This is a genomic window from Nocardia sp. CDC153, from assembly GCF_035818515.1.
In the GTDB taxonomy this organism is placed as follows: Bacteria; Actinomycetota; Actinomycetes; order Mycobacteriales; family Mycobacteriaceae; genus Nocardia.
In genome coordinates this window covers 1-16,583 of record NZ_JAYKYU010000001.1, presented here as the reverse complement: position 1 = coordinate 16,583, position 16,583 = coordinate 1, and the positions used below count along the sequence as shown (strand labels likewise).

General features: G+C 68.1%; 15 protein-coding genes, 2 rRNA genes and 1 riboswitch. All 17 genes read right to left on the bottom strand.

All coding sequences use genetic code 11. From position 1 onward, the window contains the following. Positions 1 to 36: 36 nt before the first annotated feature. Positions 37 to 885, bottom strand: coding sequence for an alpha/beta hydrolase family protein (locus VMT65_RS00085; protein WP_326305752.1), 849 nt, complete (start codon positions 883 to 885; stop codon positions 37 to 39). Positions 886 to 986: 101 nt separating this feature from the next. Further along, entirely contained in the window at positions 987 to 1,619 is a 633-nt protein-coding gene (locus tag VMT65_RS00080) for a TetR/AcrR family transcriptional regulator (protein ID WP_326305750.1), read from the bottom strand. Positions 1,620 to 2,282: 663 nt separating this feature from the next. Then, on the bottom strand, positions 2,283 to 2,891 hold the full coding sequence (locus tag VMT65_RS00075) for an alkylhydroperoxidase domain protein (protein ID WP_326305748.1): 609 nt from the start codon (positions 2,889 to 2,891) through the stop codon (positions 2,283 to 2,285). 11 nt (positions 2,892 to 2,902) lie between these two features. After that, complete coding sequence (locus VMT65_RS00070; protein ID WP_326305746.1) at positions 2,903 to 3,400, bottom strand: hypothetical protein; 498 nt, start codon at positions 3,398 to 3,400, stop codon at positions 2,903 to 2,905. Continuing rightward, positions 3,397 to 4,413 carry a putative FMN-dependent luciferase-like monooxygenase gene (locus tag VMT65_RS00065; protein ID WP_326305744.1) on the bottom strand — a complete coding sequence of 339 codons (1,017 nt, stop codon included), beginning with the start codon at positions 4,411 to 4,413 and terminating at the stop codon, positions 3,397 to 3,399. Before VMT65_RS00065 ends, VMT65_RS00070 begins: the two co-directional genes overlap by 4 nt. After that, a complete protein-coding gene (locus tag VMT65_RS00060; RefSeq protein WP_326305742.1) occupies positions 4,410 to 5,162 on the bottom strand; it encodes an ABC transporter ATP-binding protein in 753 nt (250 codons plus the stop codon). Before VMT65_RS00060 ends, VMT65_RS00065 begins: the two co-directional genes overlap by 4 nt. Continuing rightward, positions 5,155 to 6,027, bottom strand: a complete 873-nt coding sequence (locus VMT65_RS00055; protein WP_326305740.1) for an ABC transporter ATP-binding protein — start codon at positions 6,025 to 6,027, stop codon at positions 5,155 to 5,157. Before VMT65_RS00055 ends, VMT65_RS00060 begins: the two co-directional genes overlap by 8 nt. Then, positions 6,014 to 7,843, bottom strand: a complete 1,830-nt coding sequence (locus VMT65_RS00050; RefSeq protein ID WP_326305738.1) for an ABC transporter permease — start codon at positions 7,841 to 7,843, stop codon at positions 6,014 to 6,016. Before VMT65_RS00050 ends, VMT65_RS00055 begins: the two co-directional genes overlap by 14 nt. Then, positions 7,844 to 9,007, bottom strand: coding sequence for an ABC transporter substrate-binding protein (locus VMT65_RS00045; protein ID WP_326305737.1), 1,164 nt, complete (start codon positions 9,005 to 9,007; stop codon positions 7,844 to 7,846). A gap of 71 nt (positions 9,008 to 9,078) precedes the next feature. After that, positions 9,079 to 9,195, bottom strand: a riboswitch (SAM riboswitch). A gap of 220 nt (positions 9,196 to 9,415) precedes the next feature. After that, positions 9,416 to 10,054, bottom strand: a complete 639-nt coding sequence (locus VMT65_RS00040; protein WP_326305735.1) for an HAD family hydrolase — start codon at positions 10,052 to 10,054, stop codon at positions 9,416 to 9,418. A gap of 166 nt (positions 10,055 to 10,220) precedes the next feature. Further along, a complete protein-coding gene (locus tag VMT65_RS00035; RefSeq protein ID WP_326305733.1) occupies positions 10,221 to 10,715 on the bottom strand; it encodes a MarR family winged helix-turn-helix transcriptional regulator in 495 nt (164 codons plus the stop codon). Next, positions 10,708 to 11,142, bottom strand: coding sequence for an SRPBCC family protein (locus tag VMT65_RS00030; protein ID WP_326305731.1), 435 nt, complete (start codon positions 11,140 to 11,142; stop codon positions 10,708 to 10,710). Before VMT65_RS00030 ends, VMT65_RS00035 begins: the two co-directional genes overlap by 8 nt. Before the next feature lie 147 nt (positions 11,143 to 11,289). After that, a complete protein-coding gene (gene fusA / locus VMT65_RS00025; protein WP_326305730.1) occupies positions 11,290 to 13,323 on the bottom strand; it encodes an elongation factor G in 2,034 nt (677 codons plus the stop codon). A gap of 252 nt (positions 13,324 to 13,575) precedes the next feature. Next, positions 13,576 to 13,923 (bottom strand): YrdB family protein, encoded by a 348-nt coding sequence (locus VMT65_RS00020; protein ID WP_326305728.1) that lies wholly within the window; start codon positions 13,921 to 13,923, stop codon positions 13,576 to 13,578. Between the two features lie 141 nt (positions 13,924 to 14,064). Then, the gene (locus VMT65_RS00015) at positions 14,065 to 16,218 is read right to left on the bottom strand and encodes a TerD family protein (RefSeq protein WP_326305726.1); all 2,154 of its coding nucleotides are present in this window, start codon (positions 16,216 to 16,218) and stop codon (positions 14,065 to 14,067) included. A gap of 66 nt (positions 16,219 to 16,284) precedes the next feature. After that, positions 16,285 to 16,401: ribosomal RNA gene (gene rrf / locus VMT65_RS00010) — 5S ribosomal RNA — on the bottom strand. 100 nt (positions 16,402 to 16,501) lie between these two features. Further along, positions 16,502 to 16,583, bottom strand: a 23S ribosomal RNA gene (locus VMT65_RS00005); the annotation flags it as partial.

Sequence of the window (16,583 nt, the reverse complement as noted above, 5' to 3'; positions counted from 1 at the left end):
CACCGGTCGCAAGAAGGTTCTGACACCGGTCGTGAATCAGCGGTCCCGAAGCCACTTTTCGACGTAGTCGAGGGTGGAGTCGGGATCGCTGATCCATCCGTTGTGTCCGAGCGAGGCCGGGTTGTGCCAGGTGGTGATGTCGGCGTTCGGCATCTTGGCCAGCAGCTGTCGCGCCGAGCTCTGCGGCGTCAACTCGTCGCCGCGCAGCGTGATCGACAGCACCGGCAGCTTCAGCCGCCCAATGCGCTCCTCGTAGTCGATATCGGCTCCGGCGGGCTGGAATCGACCTGTGCGGGCCAACCGCGCCCAGTCGGCGATGAGCGTCTTCGACTGCCGCCCGAATCCGCCCGCCGTAATGGTCTCGCCGGGCCAGAATCCGGCGAGATTGGCGGTCAGGGACAGCGCGGCGCTGCCGAGGGCCGCGAGTCCGGTGTAGCCCCGGTGATGCGGTGTGCCCGAGGCGATCAGGATGAGCCCGCCCAGCCGCCCGCGAATTCGTGAGGCGTACATGACGCCGAGCTGCCCGCCCATGCTGTGCCCCAGCAGATATGGGGTGCTGTCGGGGAACCGTTCCCGCACCACCTCGAACATGGCCGGGAAGTCGACGGCCACCAATTCCTGATAGCCGTACGAGCCCGCCGAACCGGGTTTCGGCTTGCTGTCGCCGTTTCCGCGGATCTCCAGCAGCGCCACGTCGAAACCCCGGTCCGCCAAGGGCTTCCCGAACAGCGAGTAGTACTCGCCCGGAACCCCCAGTCCCGGAACGATCACCACCACCGGCCGCGGGCTGTCGGCCGTAATCGGATGCCGGTGTGGGCCTTTCGCCGGAATCAGCCGCACCGGCACGGTCGACCCGTCGGGCATCTGAATGGGCACGGTCTCCATGCGCGGCACGCTACCCGTAAAGGTCGCGCCCGTCCGCCAGGCGGCGGACGGGCGCGAAATCTAGTCGGACAGGACGGGTTCGGGCCGGGGAAGCTACGGGATCAGGCGCTGACCGCGCCCATGATGACGCGGCGCAGCACGCGGATGACGTCGTCGAGCGGCTGGCGCGGTTCCGAACCGCTCCAGGCGTCGACCACGTAGTTCACCGCGCCGATAATGGCCAGCACGCGCATTTCGTAGTCACCGGGCGGGATTTCACCGTGCAGCGCGGCATCCTCGGCGGCACTGGCCAGCAGCGCGCCCCAGGCGCGGCGCAGCTCCAGGCGGAACTTCTCCACCTTGGGTCCCGCGCCGACGACTTCGACGAGCGCGACTCTGGCCTTGCGCGGATCGCGCCCGATGGACTCGATATAGGCGCGGACCGCGGCGTCGATGATGTCGATGGCGCTGGCGTCGGTGTGCTCGGCGATGGTGGCCGCCACGGCTTCCCGGGATTCGCGATCGATCTGCTCGTAGAGCTCGAGCAGCAACGATTCGCGTCCGGTGAACTCCTCGTAGAACTGCCTCGAGGAGAGCCCGGCGTCTTTGCAGATGGCTCCGACGGAACTATTGGCATACCCATCGCGCGCGAACACCGTGAGCCCGGACTCCAGAAAACGCGCACGACGCTGCCGCTGCCGGTCTTCTACGGGCTGCCCGGCGTACATTCTTCCCGCGTTCGTTTCCTGTGACATTGCGCCAGACAATACCGAAGGGCCCGATCCCCTCGTCATGGATCGGGCCCTTCGTTTGCACCTTCGACTAACCGCGCGATAGCCGAAAGTTGGCTCAGTGACTTCGGGCAGTGCGGCGCACCCGGGACGGTGGGTATAGGCAGGGGAACCGTCCCGGGTTCGGGACGCGGGTCCGGGGGGAGACTCGCGGCCCGATGTCGCATTGACCCGAAAGTCACTGATCGTTTGCCGTTCATCACGATACAGAGCAGGCGAACTGGACGGAATACTTTTCGAGGAGATTTTTAGTATTAATTTCGCGAGTCCTCGCGAGCCGCCCGGCCACGCCCGCCGAGCACATCGGATCGGCGACCCGGCAATGGCACGAAAAAGGGCCCGATCCCCTCGTCAAAGATCGGGCCCTTCGTCATCGAATCGGCTTCCGCGCAGTAGCCGAAAGATGGCGCTTGCGCGGCTACTTGGCGGAAAGGCTCGACGAGCCGGTCTGCAGCAGCTTGAGGATGGTCTGAACTAGAACATCCGAAAGGAGGTTCGCCATGATGGTGCTCCGATTCAACAGGTTGCCAGTGCCGTCACTGACCGTTTGCCATCCGGACGATACCGAGCACCCACCCACCGGCGGAAGATTTCGGATGAACTTTCTAGAACTTTTTCCAGAGGCCGCTAGATTTCACTCACCCCGCCGGGAACCTCCGGCTCGCCGAGGGTGAGCATGAGCCGGTTGGCCCAGGAGAACGAAGCGGTCGAAAGCACCAGGTCGTGCAGTTCGACCTCGCTGAAACCCAGCTCGCGCAGTCGTTTCAGGTGATCGGCGTCCGCGCGCGGCGGATTGGCGGCCAGCGCGTCCACGAAATCGATGACGGCGTCCCACTTCTCGTCGATCCGCACGCCATTGCCCTCGTCCAGCAACCGCTGCACATCCTCGGTGCGCTTGGACAACGCGGAAGTGAAACGAGAATGAACGGAGGCGCAGTATTCGCAGCCGTTGTGCCGGGAGGTAACGGTCGCCGCGAGTTCGCGCTCGGCCCGCGAGAGTCCCTCGCGGCCATAGAAGATCTCTTTGTCATTGGCGCTGCGATGGGCCAGCACCGCCGCGTTGCGCGCCAGTAGCCGGAAGTAGGGGCCGACGCCCCGGTCGCCCTCGAGCAGCGGCCGCTGGGTCTCGTCGGCATCGGCCAGCGCGATGGGCTCCACCCACGGCACCCAATCCAGCTGCTCCTGGGTGAATCCCCGTGGCCGACGCCCGGTTTCGACGCTCCGCACTTCACTCATGGTCCAGCACCTCACTCATGTTCCGCTCCGATCAGGGTCAGCCCGGCCAGCAGCCGGACCTGGAAATGCACGAACCCGATGAGCTGAGCCACCGTCACGATGTCGCGCTCGGACAATCCGGCGGCGGTCAGCGCGTCGATATCGGCCCGGGTCGCCGCCGCGGGCGCGGTCGTGACCCGCTCGGCATGACGCAGAATCGCCGCCAGCACCGGATCACCCTCCGCCGGAACGGTTCCCAGCCCCGCGTAGTGCGCGGCCAACTCCGGCGCACCGGCCAGCTCGGCCACCGCGACCGCGGCCGCGATCAGCCGCTCCCGCCCGACGCTCGCGCTCGCCGGGCCGTTCAGCAGCGCCTCGTACACGCCCTGGGTGTGCTCGATGACCGCCGGACGCGTCTCGCGCAGCGCCCGAACCGCCGCGGCGCGTTCCCCGAGCACGGCATCGATGACATCCGCCGAAACGACGGAGTCGAGCGGCCCGGCCGCGGTGGCGGTGGGTACTTCACTCACGGGTGAGTCCTTTCCTCGGAACGCCAACCCAGTTGCGGCGCAACCTTCGTGGCGATGAGTTCGATGGAGCGCAGGGTGGCGGCATGGCCGGGATCGACCGGATGCACCTGCACGATGAAGTCGGTGGCGCGCCGCAGCGCCGTATCCGCCGCGAGCTGCTCGGCCACCTCGTCCGGGGTGCCGTAGTAGATGTCGCGCAGCACCTCGGCGACGGAATTCGCCACCTCGGGTCCGCCATTGCGGCCCAGCTGATTCAGGAATCGGGCCGCGCCGCGCTCGGCGAGCTCGGCCGCCTCGTCGTGGTCGTCGGCCACGAAAACGCCTCGGGACGCGCCGATTCGGGGCTTCGCACCCGCGGGCAGGGCCGCGAGATAGGCCTCCACCAGCGGCTGCTGGATCTCCCAGAGGGGCGCGTCGGGCGCGTCCGGATCGCGGGGCTGAGACTTCGACAGCAGCAGGCCGTCGCCGGCGGCTCCGGCGCGTCCCGCGCCCCCGGCCGAGAAGGTGGCCTGCCACAGGCGATTTCGCAGTCCGGGCGCGGGCGGATTCAGGCCGCGGTCACCGACCAGCGGCGCGCCCGCCAGCGCCGCGGTGACCCGGGCCAGCTTGTCGGCGTAGACCTGCTGGCGATCGGCACCGGCCAGGTCGAAGAGCTCGAACGCGTGGCGTGAGCCGCCCGCGCCGAAGCCCAGTTCCAGCCGCCCGCCCGCGAGGGTGTCCAGCACGGCCGCGTCCTCGGCGACCCGGATCGGATCCTCCAGGGCCAGCGTCACGATGGCGGTGCCGAAGCGCAGGTGCTCGGTGCGGGCCGCCGCGTGCGCGAGGAAGACGAACGGCGCGGGCAGCCCGCCCTCGGCCGGATCCAGGTGATGCTGTGCCACCCAGGCGGTGTCGTAGCCGAGCCGTTCGGACAGTTCGATCTGTTCGAGCGCGTGCCGGTAGACGGTGGCCGCGTCCTCCCCCGCCGCGGTGCGGACCAGGCGGGTGAAGAAGCCGAGACGTTGCGGGGTCATAGGGTCACCTTTCCCAGGTAGGCGTCGCGCACGGCCGGATCGCCGACGAGTTCGGCGGCCGGGCCGTGCAGCACGATCCGTCCGGTGCGCAGCACGTTCGCGGTGTGCGCGATGCTCAGGGCCAGTTCCGCCTGCTGCTCCACGATCAGGATGGCCAGGCCCAGTTCCCGATTGAGGCGGGCGATCTCGTCCAGCACCCGGTCCACGAACAGCGGCGACAATCCCATGGTGGGCTCGTCCATGCAGATGAGCCGCGGCTTGCTCATCAGTGCCCGCGCGAACGCCAGCATCTGCTGCTCACCGCCCGACAGCGTGCCCGCCCGCTGGGTCCGGCGCTGCGCCAGCCGCGGGAAGTGCTCGAACAATTCGGCGGCCCGCGCGGCCAGCACCGCGCGGCGCTCCTTGCGAATGTAGCCGCCGACGAACAGGTTCTCCTCGACGGTCATGGACCCGAAGACGCGCCGGGCCTCCGGCACCGAGGCGAGCCCGGCCCGGATGCGCGCCGAGGCGGGCGTGGCACTCACGTCGACGCCGTCGATCTTGACCGCGCCCGCGGATGGCTTCAGCAGTCCCAGCGCGGTTTTCATGGTGGTCGACTTGCCGGAGGCATTGCCGCCGAGCAGCGACACGATCTCGCCGGGGCGGACCTCGAGCGAGACTTCGTCCAAGGCGCGGGACGCCCCGTAGTGCACCACGACCTTGTCGAATTCGAGGATCGGCGTGGCGTTCTCGTCGAATACCTCAGACATCGATGGCCGCCTTCCCCGCCACTCGGCTGCGCCCCAGGTACGCCTCGATGACGCGCGGGTTCTCGAGCACCTCGTCGGGGGTGCCCGCGGCGATGACGCGGCCCTCGTCGAGCACCAGCACCCGGTCCGAGAGGTCGTGGACCAGGTCCATCTTGTGCTCGACCAGCAGCACGGTCTGGCCCTGCGCCTTCAATTCGGCCAGCTGCCGGCCGATTTCGGCGGTCTCGGTCTGGTTCATGCCCGCGGCCGGTTCGTCGAGTAGCAGCAGATCGGGTTCCAGCGCGAGCGCGCGGGCGATCTCGGTGCGACGGCGATTGGCGTAGGACAGCGTGTAGGTGGGGTGATCGGCGCGGGGTCCGAGACGCTCGGAGAACCGGGCCAGTTGCGCGTCGATCCGAGTCGCCGACTCGCGGCGCTCGGCGCGCGCCGCGGGCGTGGGCACCAGGGCCACGGCCAATTCGGCGAGCAGCGAAACCCACCGCAGCACCGGGATATTCGCGATCGAACGCAAGGGCCGGGTGGCACGCAGTGTGGTCTGCAGGCCCACGTCGACGTTCTCGCGCACGGTCATATTGCCGAATACCCGGCCGTTCTGGAAGGTGCGCGCGATACCCGCCGCGGCCGCCGCCTCGGGTCGGCCGGGACGAATCCGCTTGCCGTGCACCAGAACTTCCCCGGCGTCCGGCTTCAGCACACCGGAGATCAGATTGACCGTCGTCGACTTCCCGGACCCGTTCGGCCCAATGATCGACACGAATTCGCCAGGTGCGATGGAGAATTCGACCCCGTCCACCGCCTGGACGCCGCCGAAGGCGCGGCGCAGACCGGTGACCGTCAGCACCGCACCGGTATCAGACTGCGACACGATCCCTCCTCACCAGAATCCCCTGCGGCCGGAACCGCACCACCAACAGCAACACCAAGCCGTACAACACGATTCGCCACGAGGGCGCGAGTCGCAGCGCCTCCGGCACCCCGATCAAGACGACCGCGCCGAGCACCGCGCCGTAGGGCGAGGCGGTGCCGCCCAGCACCAGAATGGTCACCACCAGCAGTGACATCGGCAGGTTGAACACGGTCGGGTCGATATAGGAGTACTGGTGGGCCAGCAGCGCCCCGCCGATGCCGGAGAAGAACGCCGCGAGCGCGAAGGCCAGCGCCTTGTAATCGCGCACCGGCACACCCGCCGAGCGCGCCGCCACCTCGTCGGCCCCGATGGCCCGGATGGCGGTGCCCAGCCGCGACCGCTGCACCCCGATGATCACCGCCAGCACAATGGCCAGCACCACCAGCTCCAGCCGGAAAATATCTGTGTGCGTGGTGAATTCGTAGCCGAACAGCTTCGGCGCGGGAATCCCGAAGATGCCGTAGCTGCCGCGCGTCACCGACTCCCAGTTGCGAATGATCGCCACGATCACGATGCCGATGCCCAGGGTGGCGATGGCCACGTAGTGACCGCCCAACCGCCACAGCGGGGCGGCCAGCACCGACGAGGCCACCGCCGCGACCAGGCCCGCGACCAGAATCGCGGGCAGGAACGCCCAGCCGTGCGAGACCGTCAGCACCGCCGAGGTGTACGCGCCGATGGCGATCGGCCCGGCCTGCCCGATGGCCAGCTGCCCCGCCGATCCGGCGACCAGCGTCATGGAGACCGCGATGATGGCGTAGGCCAGGATCTGGGTGCCCACCGAAATGCTGTAGTCATTGGCGACCGACGGAATCACCACCGCCGCAAGGCCGAACGCGAGCAGCGCGTGCCACCAGCGCACCGGCCACTCCCGGCCCGCGGACAGGAAGGTGCCGGTCATGGGCTCGGATTCGATGGCGGGCGGGCGGGCCAGCAGGCCGCCGGGCCGCAGCACCAGGAAGAGCACCAGCAGCCCGAAGGTGATGAGGTCGCGGTAGCCGTCCCCGAACCAATAGATGCCGAACGCCTCCACCAGTCCCAGTACGAAACCGCCGAGGACCGCGCCCGGAATCGAGCCCAGCCCGCCGATGGTGGCGGCCACGAAGCCGGTCATGCCGACGATGCTGCCGCTGGTCGGTGAGATGTTGGAGTTGTACAGGCCGACGAAAATGCCCGCCAGCCCGCCCAATCCGGACGCGATGGCGAAGGCCAGCGACTGCACCCGGCCCACACCGATGCCCATCTGGGCGGCGGCGTCGGGATCCTGCGCGGTGGCGCGAATCGCCAGCCCGTGGCGGCTGTAGCGCAGGAACGCCCACAGCCCGGCCATCACCGTGAGGGTGATGGCGAACATGACCACGTCCGAGGTGCCCAGCCGCACCCCGCCGACCCGAATATTGTTGGTGGACAGCACCTGTGGGAACGGTCGGGTATCCGGTCCGAACACCAGGGCGACCACGTTCTCGATGATCAGCCCCACCGCCACCGTGGCCAGCAGGGCCGCGATGGCCGGAGCCCGGCGCAGCGGCCGCACCGCCAGCACGTCGATGGCCACGCCGACCAGCGCGGTCACCGCCACCACCACCAGCAGCGCGGCCCACCACGGCACCCCGTGCTGGGCGATCAGCCACCAGCCCAGCACCGAGCCGAAGGCGAAGATCGCGCCGTGCGCGAAATTGATGACATTGCTGACCCCGAAGATCAGGGTGATGCCCACGGCGATGAGCGCGTACGCATTGCCGTGGACCAGACCCGCGATGAGCGTGTCGAACATCTACTTATTGCTTCCGACCGGCAGGAACTTGCCGTTCTGCAGGATCAGCTCGATCGGCTTCACCCCGCTCGGCCGCCGCGTCTGCTGATCGAAGGCGAAGGTGCCCAGGCCGATTCCGTCGAAATCCTTGATCTCACGCAGGCCCTTCAGCACGCCGTCGCGGGTCGCGCCGCCGTACTTCGCGGCCTTCACCAGCACGTTCAGCGCGTCGTAGGCGTAGACGTTGAAGTCGCCGGGATCGGTGTTGAACTTGGCCCTGAACTTGGTGACGAAGCTCTGGATCTTCGGGCTCGGATCCGACGGGGTGAACACGCCGTTCACGATGTCGCCCTCGGCCGCCTTGCCCGCCAGCTCGATGAACTGCGGGGTGTTCTGGCCACCGAAGAACTGGCCGTTGAACCCGACGTCACGCAGCTGCTTGACCACCAGCGCGCCGTCCGGGCCGTAGCCCAGGTGCACGAACGCGTCCGGGTTGGCGTCGCGGCCCTTGATCAGCACCGGGCGGAAGTCCTGCGAATCCGGCAGGATCGAGGAGGAGTAGGCGATCTCGATGCCCTTCTCCTTGGCGAACTGCTCGAAGAACTTGAAAGCCTGCTTGCCCCAGTCGGTTTCGAGGTACACCACCGAGACCTTCTTGGCCTTGGACTGCACCCATTCGGCATTGCGCTCCTGGAACACGTCCAGGGTGATGGAGGGGCTCCACGAGTAGTCGCCGCCCTTGGTGAAATCCACCGAGGAGTTGGTGAATCCGTACTGCACCAGCTTGCCGCGGTTGTAGACCGGCGAGGCGGCGATGGAGGCGGGTGAGGAGAAGTCGCCCAGCTCGGCGATGATGGACTGGTCGCCAACGAATTTCGTCGCGATCGGCACCGTCTGCTTGGGGTCGGACTGGGAGTCCTCCCACTTCAGCGCGACCTTCTTGCCATTGATCCCGCCATTGGCGTTGATCTCGTCCAGCGCCAGGTCGAAGCCCTGCTGCCAGAGCCGCCCGTACTCGGCCGAACCGCCCGTCTTCGGCCCCGAAACGCCGAAATAGACCGTGTCCGAGCCGCTTCCGGTGGAATCGTTGGAGCAGGCCGACACCAGCCCCGCCACCAGAGCCGCAGCCGCGACACCCACCGCCACCCGGCCGACAACACGCTTCCGGGACCAGATCCTGCTCATTGTTACCTCTACACTCGCGCACCGACTCGCCAGCCGGGCATGGGGACGCGACCGCGCTGCCACCCGCGATCGAATAGCGCTTGCGATACCCGCGACGGCACCGCCTGGTCGTCACCCGGGGCACCCCACCGCTAAGCGAGGGTTGCCGATCAGCGAGCCGGGGCTCGAACATGCTGATACTCGTGACCGTGCGGCAAAAGTAGCCGCGAGCCGCCCCACCCCGACAGCATTCGAATCACCCTGATGCCAACGAAGGCCGTCGACCGGGCGAGGAAACCCCTTGCCGGGCACCCGGTTACCCCGCCGTCGTCGCCACACCGACGCCGCGACGCCAGTGCGCGGGGTCGCCGCTGGAGCGCGAGCTGGACGCTAGTGCGCGAGCTCGACGCTAACGCGTGAGATTCGGCGCTAGGGCTCGAGGTGGGCGGCGAGCCAGGCCGGGAACTCGGTGAGGTCGCCGAGCACCACATCGGCCCCGGCGGCCGAGAGTTCTTCCGCTGAGTACGGCCCGGTGGTCACCGCCACCGACACCGCGTCGGCCACCTTGGCCGCGCGCACATCCCCGAGATGGTCGCCGACGTAAATGGCGGCCCCACGCTCCCGCAGCACCTCGCCCTTCTCCTCGGCCCAAGCCCCACCGACCAGCTCGTCAACCTCCAAGCCAAGGTGATCGAGATGTAGCTGCGCGTGCGGCCCATTCTTGGCCGTGATCACCAACACTCGCCCACCCGCCGCGTGCACCGCCGCGAGCGCCTCCACCACACCGGGCAAATGCGCGGCCGCCTCCACCGCCAGCTCCGGATAGAACTCCCGATACATGGCCACGATCCCCGGCACCTCGTGCTCCGGAAACCACTGCGCGGCCTCGTGCGCCAGCGGTGGCCCGAGCCGCGAAACCACCAGCTCCGAGTCGATTGCCACCCCGGTCCGCGCCGCCACCGCATCCCACACGGCCGCGATGCCCGGCCGCGAATCGATCAACGTCATATCCAGGTCGAACCCGACAATGAGTCCGCCGTCCGCCGCAGTCGCATGATCGATAGCCACGCTCCGACCCTACGGTGTACATCGGCCCGTCCGCACCGAGCCTCGTCGCCGCGCACCGCTCTAGCTCAGTCAGGCCAATCGGTATGACCACCGCAATGTCGCAGGTTGCCGTCCGCGCCATTCTGGTCGAGGACCGAGCGCCGGGGGCACCGGGCTCGGCGCGGACTCAGTTTGGCAGTCGGTGCGCGGCAATGGGTTTCAGCTGTTCGCGGAGGAGATCGCCGTCGGGGCCGAAGATCTCGGCGTCGGTGTCCACCGCGATCTGTACCGCCTTGCTCACCAGTTCCCGTCCGGCGGGCTCGAGTTCGATGCGCAGGGCGCGGGCGTCAGCGGGGTCGGCGCGGCGCGCGAGCAGCCCGCGCTCCTCCAGGCCGCGAATCACCTTGGAGGCCATCATCCGGTCGGCGCCGGACATGTCGGCGACCTGCTGCTGGGTGGGCAGTTCACCCTGGCGACTCAGCCAACCGGCGGAGGCCAGCAGATTGAACTGGGTGGGGGTCAGCCCGAGCGGACGCAGATTGCGCTCCAGCCGCGTCCGCCATTCCAGCGCCGCGTGATGCAGCCAGAAGCCCGGGCTCATGAGCGGCCCCCGCGGGACGCCGACCCGGCGCATGCCCTCCGGCTCGGATAGTTCCCGCGGTTCGCCCGGCGATTCAGCCACGCCGCATTGCCTCCTGTTCCAGTGCCGCGAAGGTCAGCGGCATGTCCGCCCGCATGGCCTTCTCCCAGACCAGCTTGAACAACGGCCCGAAGATCCCGTGGACCTCGACATTCTCCGCCACCCGCACCGTGCCGTCGCCGAGCGCCTCGTAGGTGCGGTGGCCGCGCAGTTTTCCGAACGGAATGCCCGCCTCGCTGGTCCACGAATGGCCCGGTTCCACCGCCACGATGGTAAACGGCCCGGCGGGCGCGCCCTTCGGCTTGACCCACCCCTTGGTCCCGGCCGCGAATTCACCGTCGATGCGGGACTTCTCCTCGTGCGGGTCCCATTCGGACCAGCGGGCCACATCGGTGGCGACCGCCCAGATCTTGTCGACATCGCCCTTGATCACGGCCGATTCGGTGAACGAGTACATCATCGCTGTCATCTCCTGATGAGAACTTCTGTTGTTGCGACAACAGTAACCGTAGTCGCGACAACAATCAACCCCCTTTGGTGAAATCGCCGATGGAGATGGCGGGTCCGGTGGAGGGACAGCGATCCATCACCCCACCGAACCCGATCCGACCCGCCGCTACGGAGCGGGCGCGTAACCGAGCGGGCGCGTCGTGAACGTGCCCCGACCCTGCGTCCGGCTGCGCAAACGGGTTGCGTAACCGAACAATTCGGCCAGTGGAACCGTGGCGGTGAGCACCACGGTGCCGGTACGGGTCAGCGAACCCGTGACTCGCCCGCGCCGGGCCGCGAGATCACCCAGCACAGCGCCGACATGATCCTCGGGCACGGTGGCGGTCAACTCCACCAGCGGCTCGAGCACCGCCATGGCACTGGCGCGCAAGGCCTCCCGCATGCCGAGCCGTCCAGCGGTGCGGAAGGCCAGCTCCGACGAATCCTTCGAATGCGTCGCACCGTCGGTGAGGGTGACCCGCACGCCGGTGACCGGATGGCCCGCGAGCGGCCCCTCGGCCAGGGCGTCGCGGCACCCGGCCGCCACCGCGCGCACGAACTCCGCGGGCACCCGGCCGCCGACCACCGTCGACTCGAACTCGAAACCGGTTGCCCCGGCCTCGGATTCGCGCAGCGGCTGCACATCGAGCACGATGTGCGCCCACTGCCCGGCCCCGCCGTCCTGCTTGACGTGCCGATACACCAGGCCCCGCACGCCGCGCACCACGGTCTCGCGGTAGGCCACCTGCGGCCGCCCGACCAATACGCTCAGCCCGCGCTCGCGGCGCAACTTCTCCACCACGACCTCGAGATGCAGCTCGCCCAGACCGGCCAGCAGCGTCTGCCCGGTCTCGGGATCGGTCCGCACCGACAGGGACGGATCCTCGTCCACGAGCCGGGCCAGGGCCACGGCCAGCTTCTCGGTGTCGGCGCCGGACTTCGCCTCGATGGCCACCGACATCACCGGCTCGGTCGGCGTCGGCGGCTCCAGCTGGACCGGCGCGTCCGGCGCGCACAGGGTCGCGCCGACACGAACGGCCTTCGGCCCGACCAGCGCGACGATATCGCCCGCGATCGCGGAACCCACCTCCTCGTGACGGTCGGCCTGCACCCGCAGGATGCGCGCGATCCGCTCGCGACGGCCGCCGCCCGCGTCGAGCACGGTGTCGCCCTTGGCGAGGACGCCCGAGTAGACGCGCACGAAGGTGAGCCGCCCGGTCGGTGTGGCGTGCACCTTGAACGCCAGTGCCGCAAGCGGTTCCGACGGATCCGCGGCACGGCTGTCGTCCCCGGCGCCGACCGCGGGCCGATCCAGCGGCGACGGCAGGTAGGCGACGACGGCATCCAGCAGCGGCTCGATACCGATATCGCGGTAGGCCGCGCCGCACAGCACCGGAACCACCTCGCCGGAGAGCGTGAGCTCGCGCAGCGCCGCGGTCAAGGTCTCGGCGGACAGCCCGGAGTGCTCGACGAACTCCTCCAGTGCCGCCGAATTCCGTTCCGCCACCGCCTCTTCCAGCTCGCGGCGCGAGCGCTCGACCGCGTCCGCGAGGTGCTCCGGCACCGGGCCTTCGACCACGCCGCCATCCCAGTGCAGCGCCGCCAGCCGGACCAGGTCGACCACGCCGGTGAAGGCGTCCCCGGAGTACACCGGCAGCTGCACGAGCAGCGGAACCGGATGCAGCCGTTCGCGAATCGAGGCGACGGCGGCCGGCAGATCGGCCCCGGCGCGATCCATCTTGTTGACGAACGCGATGCGGGGCACGCCGTAGCGGTCGGCCCGCCGCCAGACGGATTCGCTCTGCGGCTCCACACCCGCGACAGCGTCGAAAACGGCTACGGCACCGTCCAATACGCGCAGGGACCGCTCGACCTCATCGGAGAAGTCGACATGCCCCGGGGTATCGATGACGGTCAGCCGGTGCTCGTTCCACACGCAGCTCACGGCCGCCGCGAAAATGGTGATGCCCCGATCCCGCTCCTGCGGATCGAAATCGGTGACGGTGGTGCCGTCGTGCACCTCGCCGCGCTTGTGGGTGATACCGGTGAGGAACAGCATGCGTTCGGTCACCGTGGTCTTCCCGGCATCGACGTGCGCGAGAATTCCGAGGTTGCGAACGATGGCAAGGTTGTGTCGAGAGACATTGGTACGCACGGTCATAGGTCCTTCGTGCTGATCTTGAATAGAACAGCGCGATTCCCCTGAACGTCAGAGGTCCAGGGGTCGACTCAGTACCGGCCGCGCAGCCGGCACCGAGCCGGCGAAGACACCAGGATCACCTCGAAGCGCGGACGGGCGACGACGGTGGTGCGACGATTGCGCATGACCGGCCCTTCCTGCTCGAGAGTGTGATTGAAGCTAACAGTGCAACACCGGCGGTGTCGCGTGAATTTCCGCGCGGCGCAATGGCGCTCACAGCGACAGATGCCCGAAATGGATCACGGCGAGATTGGCCACCACCAGCAGCGGGAAGACGACCGCGGCCGCGCGGTGGCCGAGCTGCCACAGCCCGGCGGACGCGCCGCCGAAGACGGCGACCTTGGTGGCCACCGCCGCGACGGGGAGGGAGTAGCTCGCCTGCGGTGCGGCGAACAGGCCCCAGAGCACAATCGCCGCAACGGCCATGCCAAGGCCCAGCAGGACCTTCGCCACCCGGCTGCGGCCGGTGCGGAAACCCCAGTAGGCCAGCGCGCCGACGGCCACGAGTTCGAAGACGAAGGCGAGGGTGAGATTGGTGGCCGACCAGGCCGTGGCGATCATAATTCGATTCTCACCGCATCACTGCACCGAGTCAAGAGCAGTGCTCTCGTTGGGTGGTGAGGAGAGCGGAAGCACTGGATATCTACCCAAAAGAATTAGAAGGAAGCGCTTCCATGGCCTCACCGCGCATCACGGTAGCAGTCACTCCGGGATCAGGTCACCCAGGTTTTCGGGGGTGAACACCCGCGAGCCCGCGGGCAGGCCCTCCGGCCGCTCCATGCCGATGAACGTCACCGGCTGCTCGAAAGTCTGCCCGTCCCAGAGGGTTACGTCGTCGGCCAGCAGACCCGCGAGGTAACCGACCGTCAGATACCGCCGGTCGACCACCGCCCGGGCCAGCGCGGTCGCCGAAACCCGGTTGTTCTCCACGGCATTGAACTCCGGCTCGCCCGCGAGGTTCAGATGCAACCATTTCACCAGCCACTCACCCGACGACGCGCGGAGGAAGACCAGCGGCAATGCGACCCGACCCGGCCCGCGCAGCTCCGATTTCATGCGCACCGTGCGCGGTTCGTACGGCAGTCCCCGCTGGTCGCCGTCGCGCAGCATGAAACCGAAGAACGACTCGGCGACCTCGTCGAAACCCTCGCCGGAGAACACGTTCACCTGCGGCACGATGGCGTGCGCGTCGACCTTCGACAGATCCAATTCGATGAACTCCGAGGCACCTTCGGGCGCTTCGGTGATGTCCCCCGAATGCACGCCGCCCACTGCCGTCAGGCTCGTGTAGGACAACCAATCGACGAGTTCGTAGTCCTCGTCCAGCAGGAGGGCGGAGAGGTCGAAGTCGGTGCGCTCGGCCAGCTGCCGCCAGTAGACGAAGAACCGGAGCCGCTCACCGCGCACCGGCGCTACGGAACCGCGCGGCAGCACACCGAGACCACCCGCGATCGCCTTGCCGCTCAGGGGAAGTGCGACATCGAAGACGTCGGGGTCGATCACCAGAACGCCCGGGGACGGCAGGCGTCGCCGCAGCTCCGCGTCCAGTACGCGGCGCAAACGGCCGAGGACGTTCGCGTCGATCGGCTCCCGGGTGTCCGGTAGGACTCGGCCGCGGCCCATCCGGTTGGCGAATACACGCGGCGCGCGGCCGTCACGGTTGTCCAGATGCTCGCGGACGGACAGGATGACCCGGCCGGACACGGCTCCGATCGTCGACTCGACCGCCGCCAACACCGCCTCGCGTTCGGTGTCGGAGCCGCTGGTACGCAGCAGGCGATCCACCGAACGCAGCAGCAGACCCGGTGCCATCCGCAGCAATTCGGCCGCGCCCGCGATATCACCGGCCGCCACCAGTGCCTCCAGCCGCGATGCGAACGAGGGCGCGCGGCGCTCACCCCGGGCGACCGCGAAAACCAGTGCGGCGTGCTCCCATTGCGGGAACTCGTGCGGATGCAGCCGCTCTCCCAATCGCTTCCACGCCTCCCGGTGCGCGGCCACATCACCGAGTTTGGCGGGCTGCTCGGCGATCACCGTATCCAGCGCGGCCAGCAGTCCCCGCCGGGAACGACGCGACAGCGAACGGAATCGCGTGGGCCGCAGTAGTGACACATCGCCCTCGGACAGCAGGCACGCCAGCCGCAGGACATCGGTCACGGTGTCCGCCAACAGTTTCTCGCCCGCCGCGAGCCGGACCTCATTGATGATCGCGCGATGCTCACGCACCGGAATCGAATCCGGCTGCGGGCCTTGGGCGCAGTACAGTGCCAGCTCGCGCAGGACCGCCAGGTCCTCCGCACCCACCGGAGTGGTGCGCCCGGCCAGGGACAGGTAGAGCGCGGACACCTCGTCCTCGACCGACCGTCCCAGCCCCAGCACGGTCACCCGATCGCCCGCGGATTCGATCAATTCATCGTGCGCCGCGGCCATCTCGGCATGGTCGTGCTGATACCTGCCGTACTTGGGCAGGGCGAGCAGATTCAACACCCCCTGCTCGAGCCCTTCGGCCACCGCGGCCGCCGCCAGCTCGTCACCGAGCGCGTCCAGCAGGCACTCCGCCCAGAACTCCACGGTGTCGGGCACATTCGCGGGGAAATTCTTGAAGTACACATTGTGCTCGACATGTGCCCCGGCCATCCGCCGCACGATCGGCAGCACCCGCACCGCGGTATCGATCACGAATTCCGGTGCCAGACCGGACAGTACGGCCAGTAGTTCACCGGAAAGCTTGAACCCCACCGACATCAACACGGCATCGAACTGCCGAGCGGCCGTCTCCCCCGCCCCAGCCGGTCCATCGATACCGGGCAGTCGCAACGTCCGGCTGATAACCAGCTCTTCCAGATCCCAACTCACCCAGGGATCTTCCCAAAAAACGCCGAAGGCCCCCAGCTGATTAGCTGGGGGCCTTCGCGAAGGATGTTCCGGCGGTGTCCTACTCTCCCACACCCTGTCGAGTGCAGTACCATCGGCGCAGGTGGCCTTAGCTTCCGGGTTCGGAATGGGACCGGGCGTTTCCCCACCGCTATAGCCGCCGTAACTCTATGAAACTATCCACGCGGTGCGAAAGGGCTTGCCACCCTCCGCAACACGTTCGTGTGTTGTTTCAGATACTGCACAGTGGACGCGTAGCTTCTTTGTTGGTAAGTCCTCGGCCTATTAGTACCAGTCACCTACACCCGTTACCGGGCTTCCAGTTCTGGCCTATCAACCCAATGGTC

What these genes read in the sequence shown, in the direction of transcription:
- VMT65_RS00085 (WP_326305752.1), bottom strand. Translation starts at nt 885, where the DNA reads ATGGAGACCGTGCCCATTCAGATGCCCGACGGGTCGACCGTGCCGGTG.
- VMT65_RS00080 (WP_326305750.1), bottom strand. Translation starts at nt 1,619, where the DNA reads ATGTCACAGGAAACGAACGCGGGAAGAATGTACGCCGGGCAGCCCGTA.
- VMT65_RS00075 (WP_326305748.1), bottom strand. Translation starts at nt 2,891, where the DNA reads ATGAGTGAAGTGCGGAGCGTCGAAACCGGGCGTCGGCCACGGGGATTC.
- VMT65_RS00065 (WP_326305744.1), bottom strand. Translation starts at nt 4,413, where the DNA reads ATGACCCCGCAACGTCTCGGCTTCTTCACCCGCCTGGTCCGCACCGCG.
- VMT65_RS00060 (WP_326305742.1), bottom strand. Translation starts at nt 5,162, where the DNA reads ATGTCTGAGGTATTCGACGAGAACGCCACGCCGATCCTCGAATTCGAC.
- VMT65_RS00050 (WP_326305738.1), bottom strand. Translation starts at nt 7,843, where the DNA reads ATGTTCGACACGCTCATCGCGGGTCTGGTCCACGGCAATGCGTACGCG.
- VMT65_RS00045 (WP_326305737.1), bottom strand. Translation starts at nt 9,007, where the DNA reads ATGAGCAGGATCTGGTCCCGGAAGCGTGTTGTCGGCCGGGTGGCGGTG.
- VMT65_RS00030 (WP_326305731.1), bottom strand. Translation starts at nt 11,142, where the DNA reads ATGACAGCGATGATGTACTCGTTCACCGAATCGGCCGTGATCAAGGGC.
- fusA (WP_326305730.1), bottom strand. Translation starts at nt 13,323, where the DNA reads ATGACCGTGCGTACCAATGTCTCTCGACACAACCTTGCCATCGTTCGC.
- VMT65_RS00020 (WP_326305728.1), bottom strand. Translation starts at nt 13,923, where the DNA reads ATGATCGCCACGGCCTGGTCGGCCACCAATCTCACCCTCGCCTTCGTC.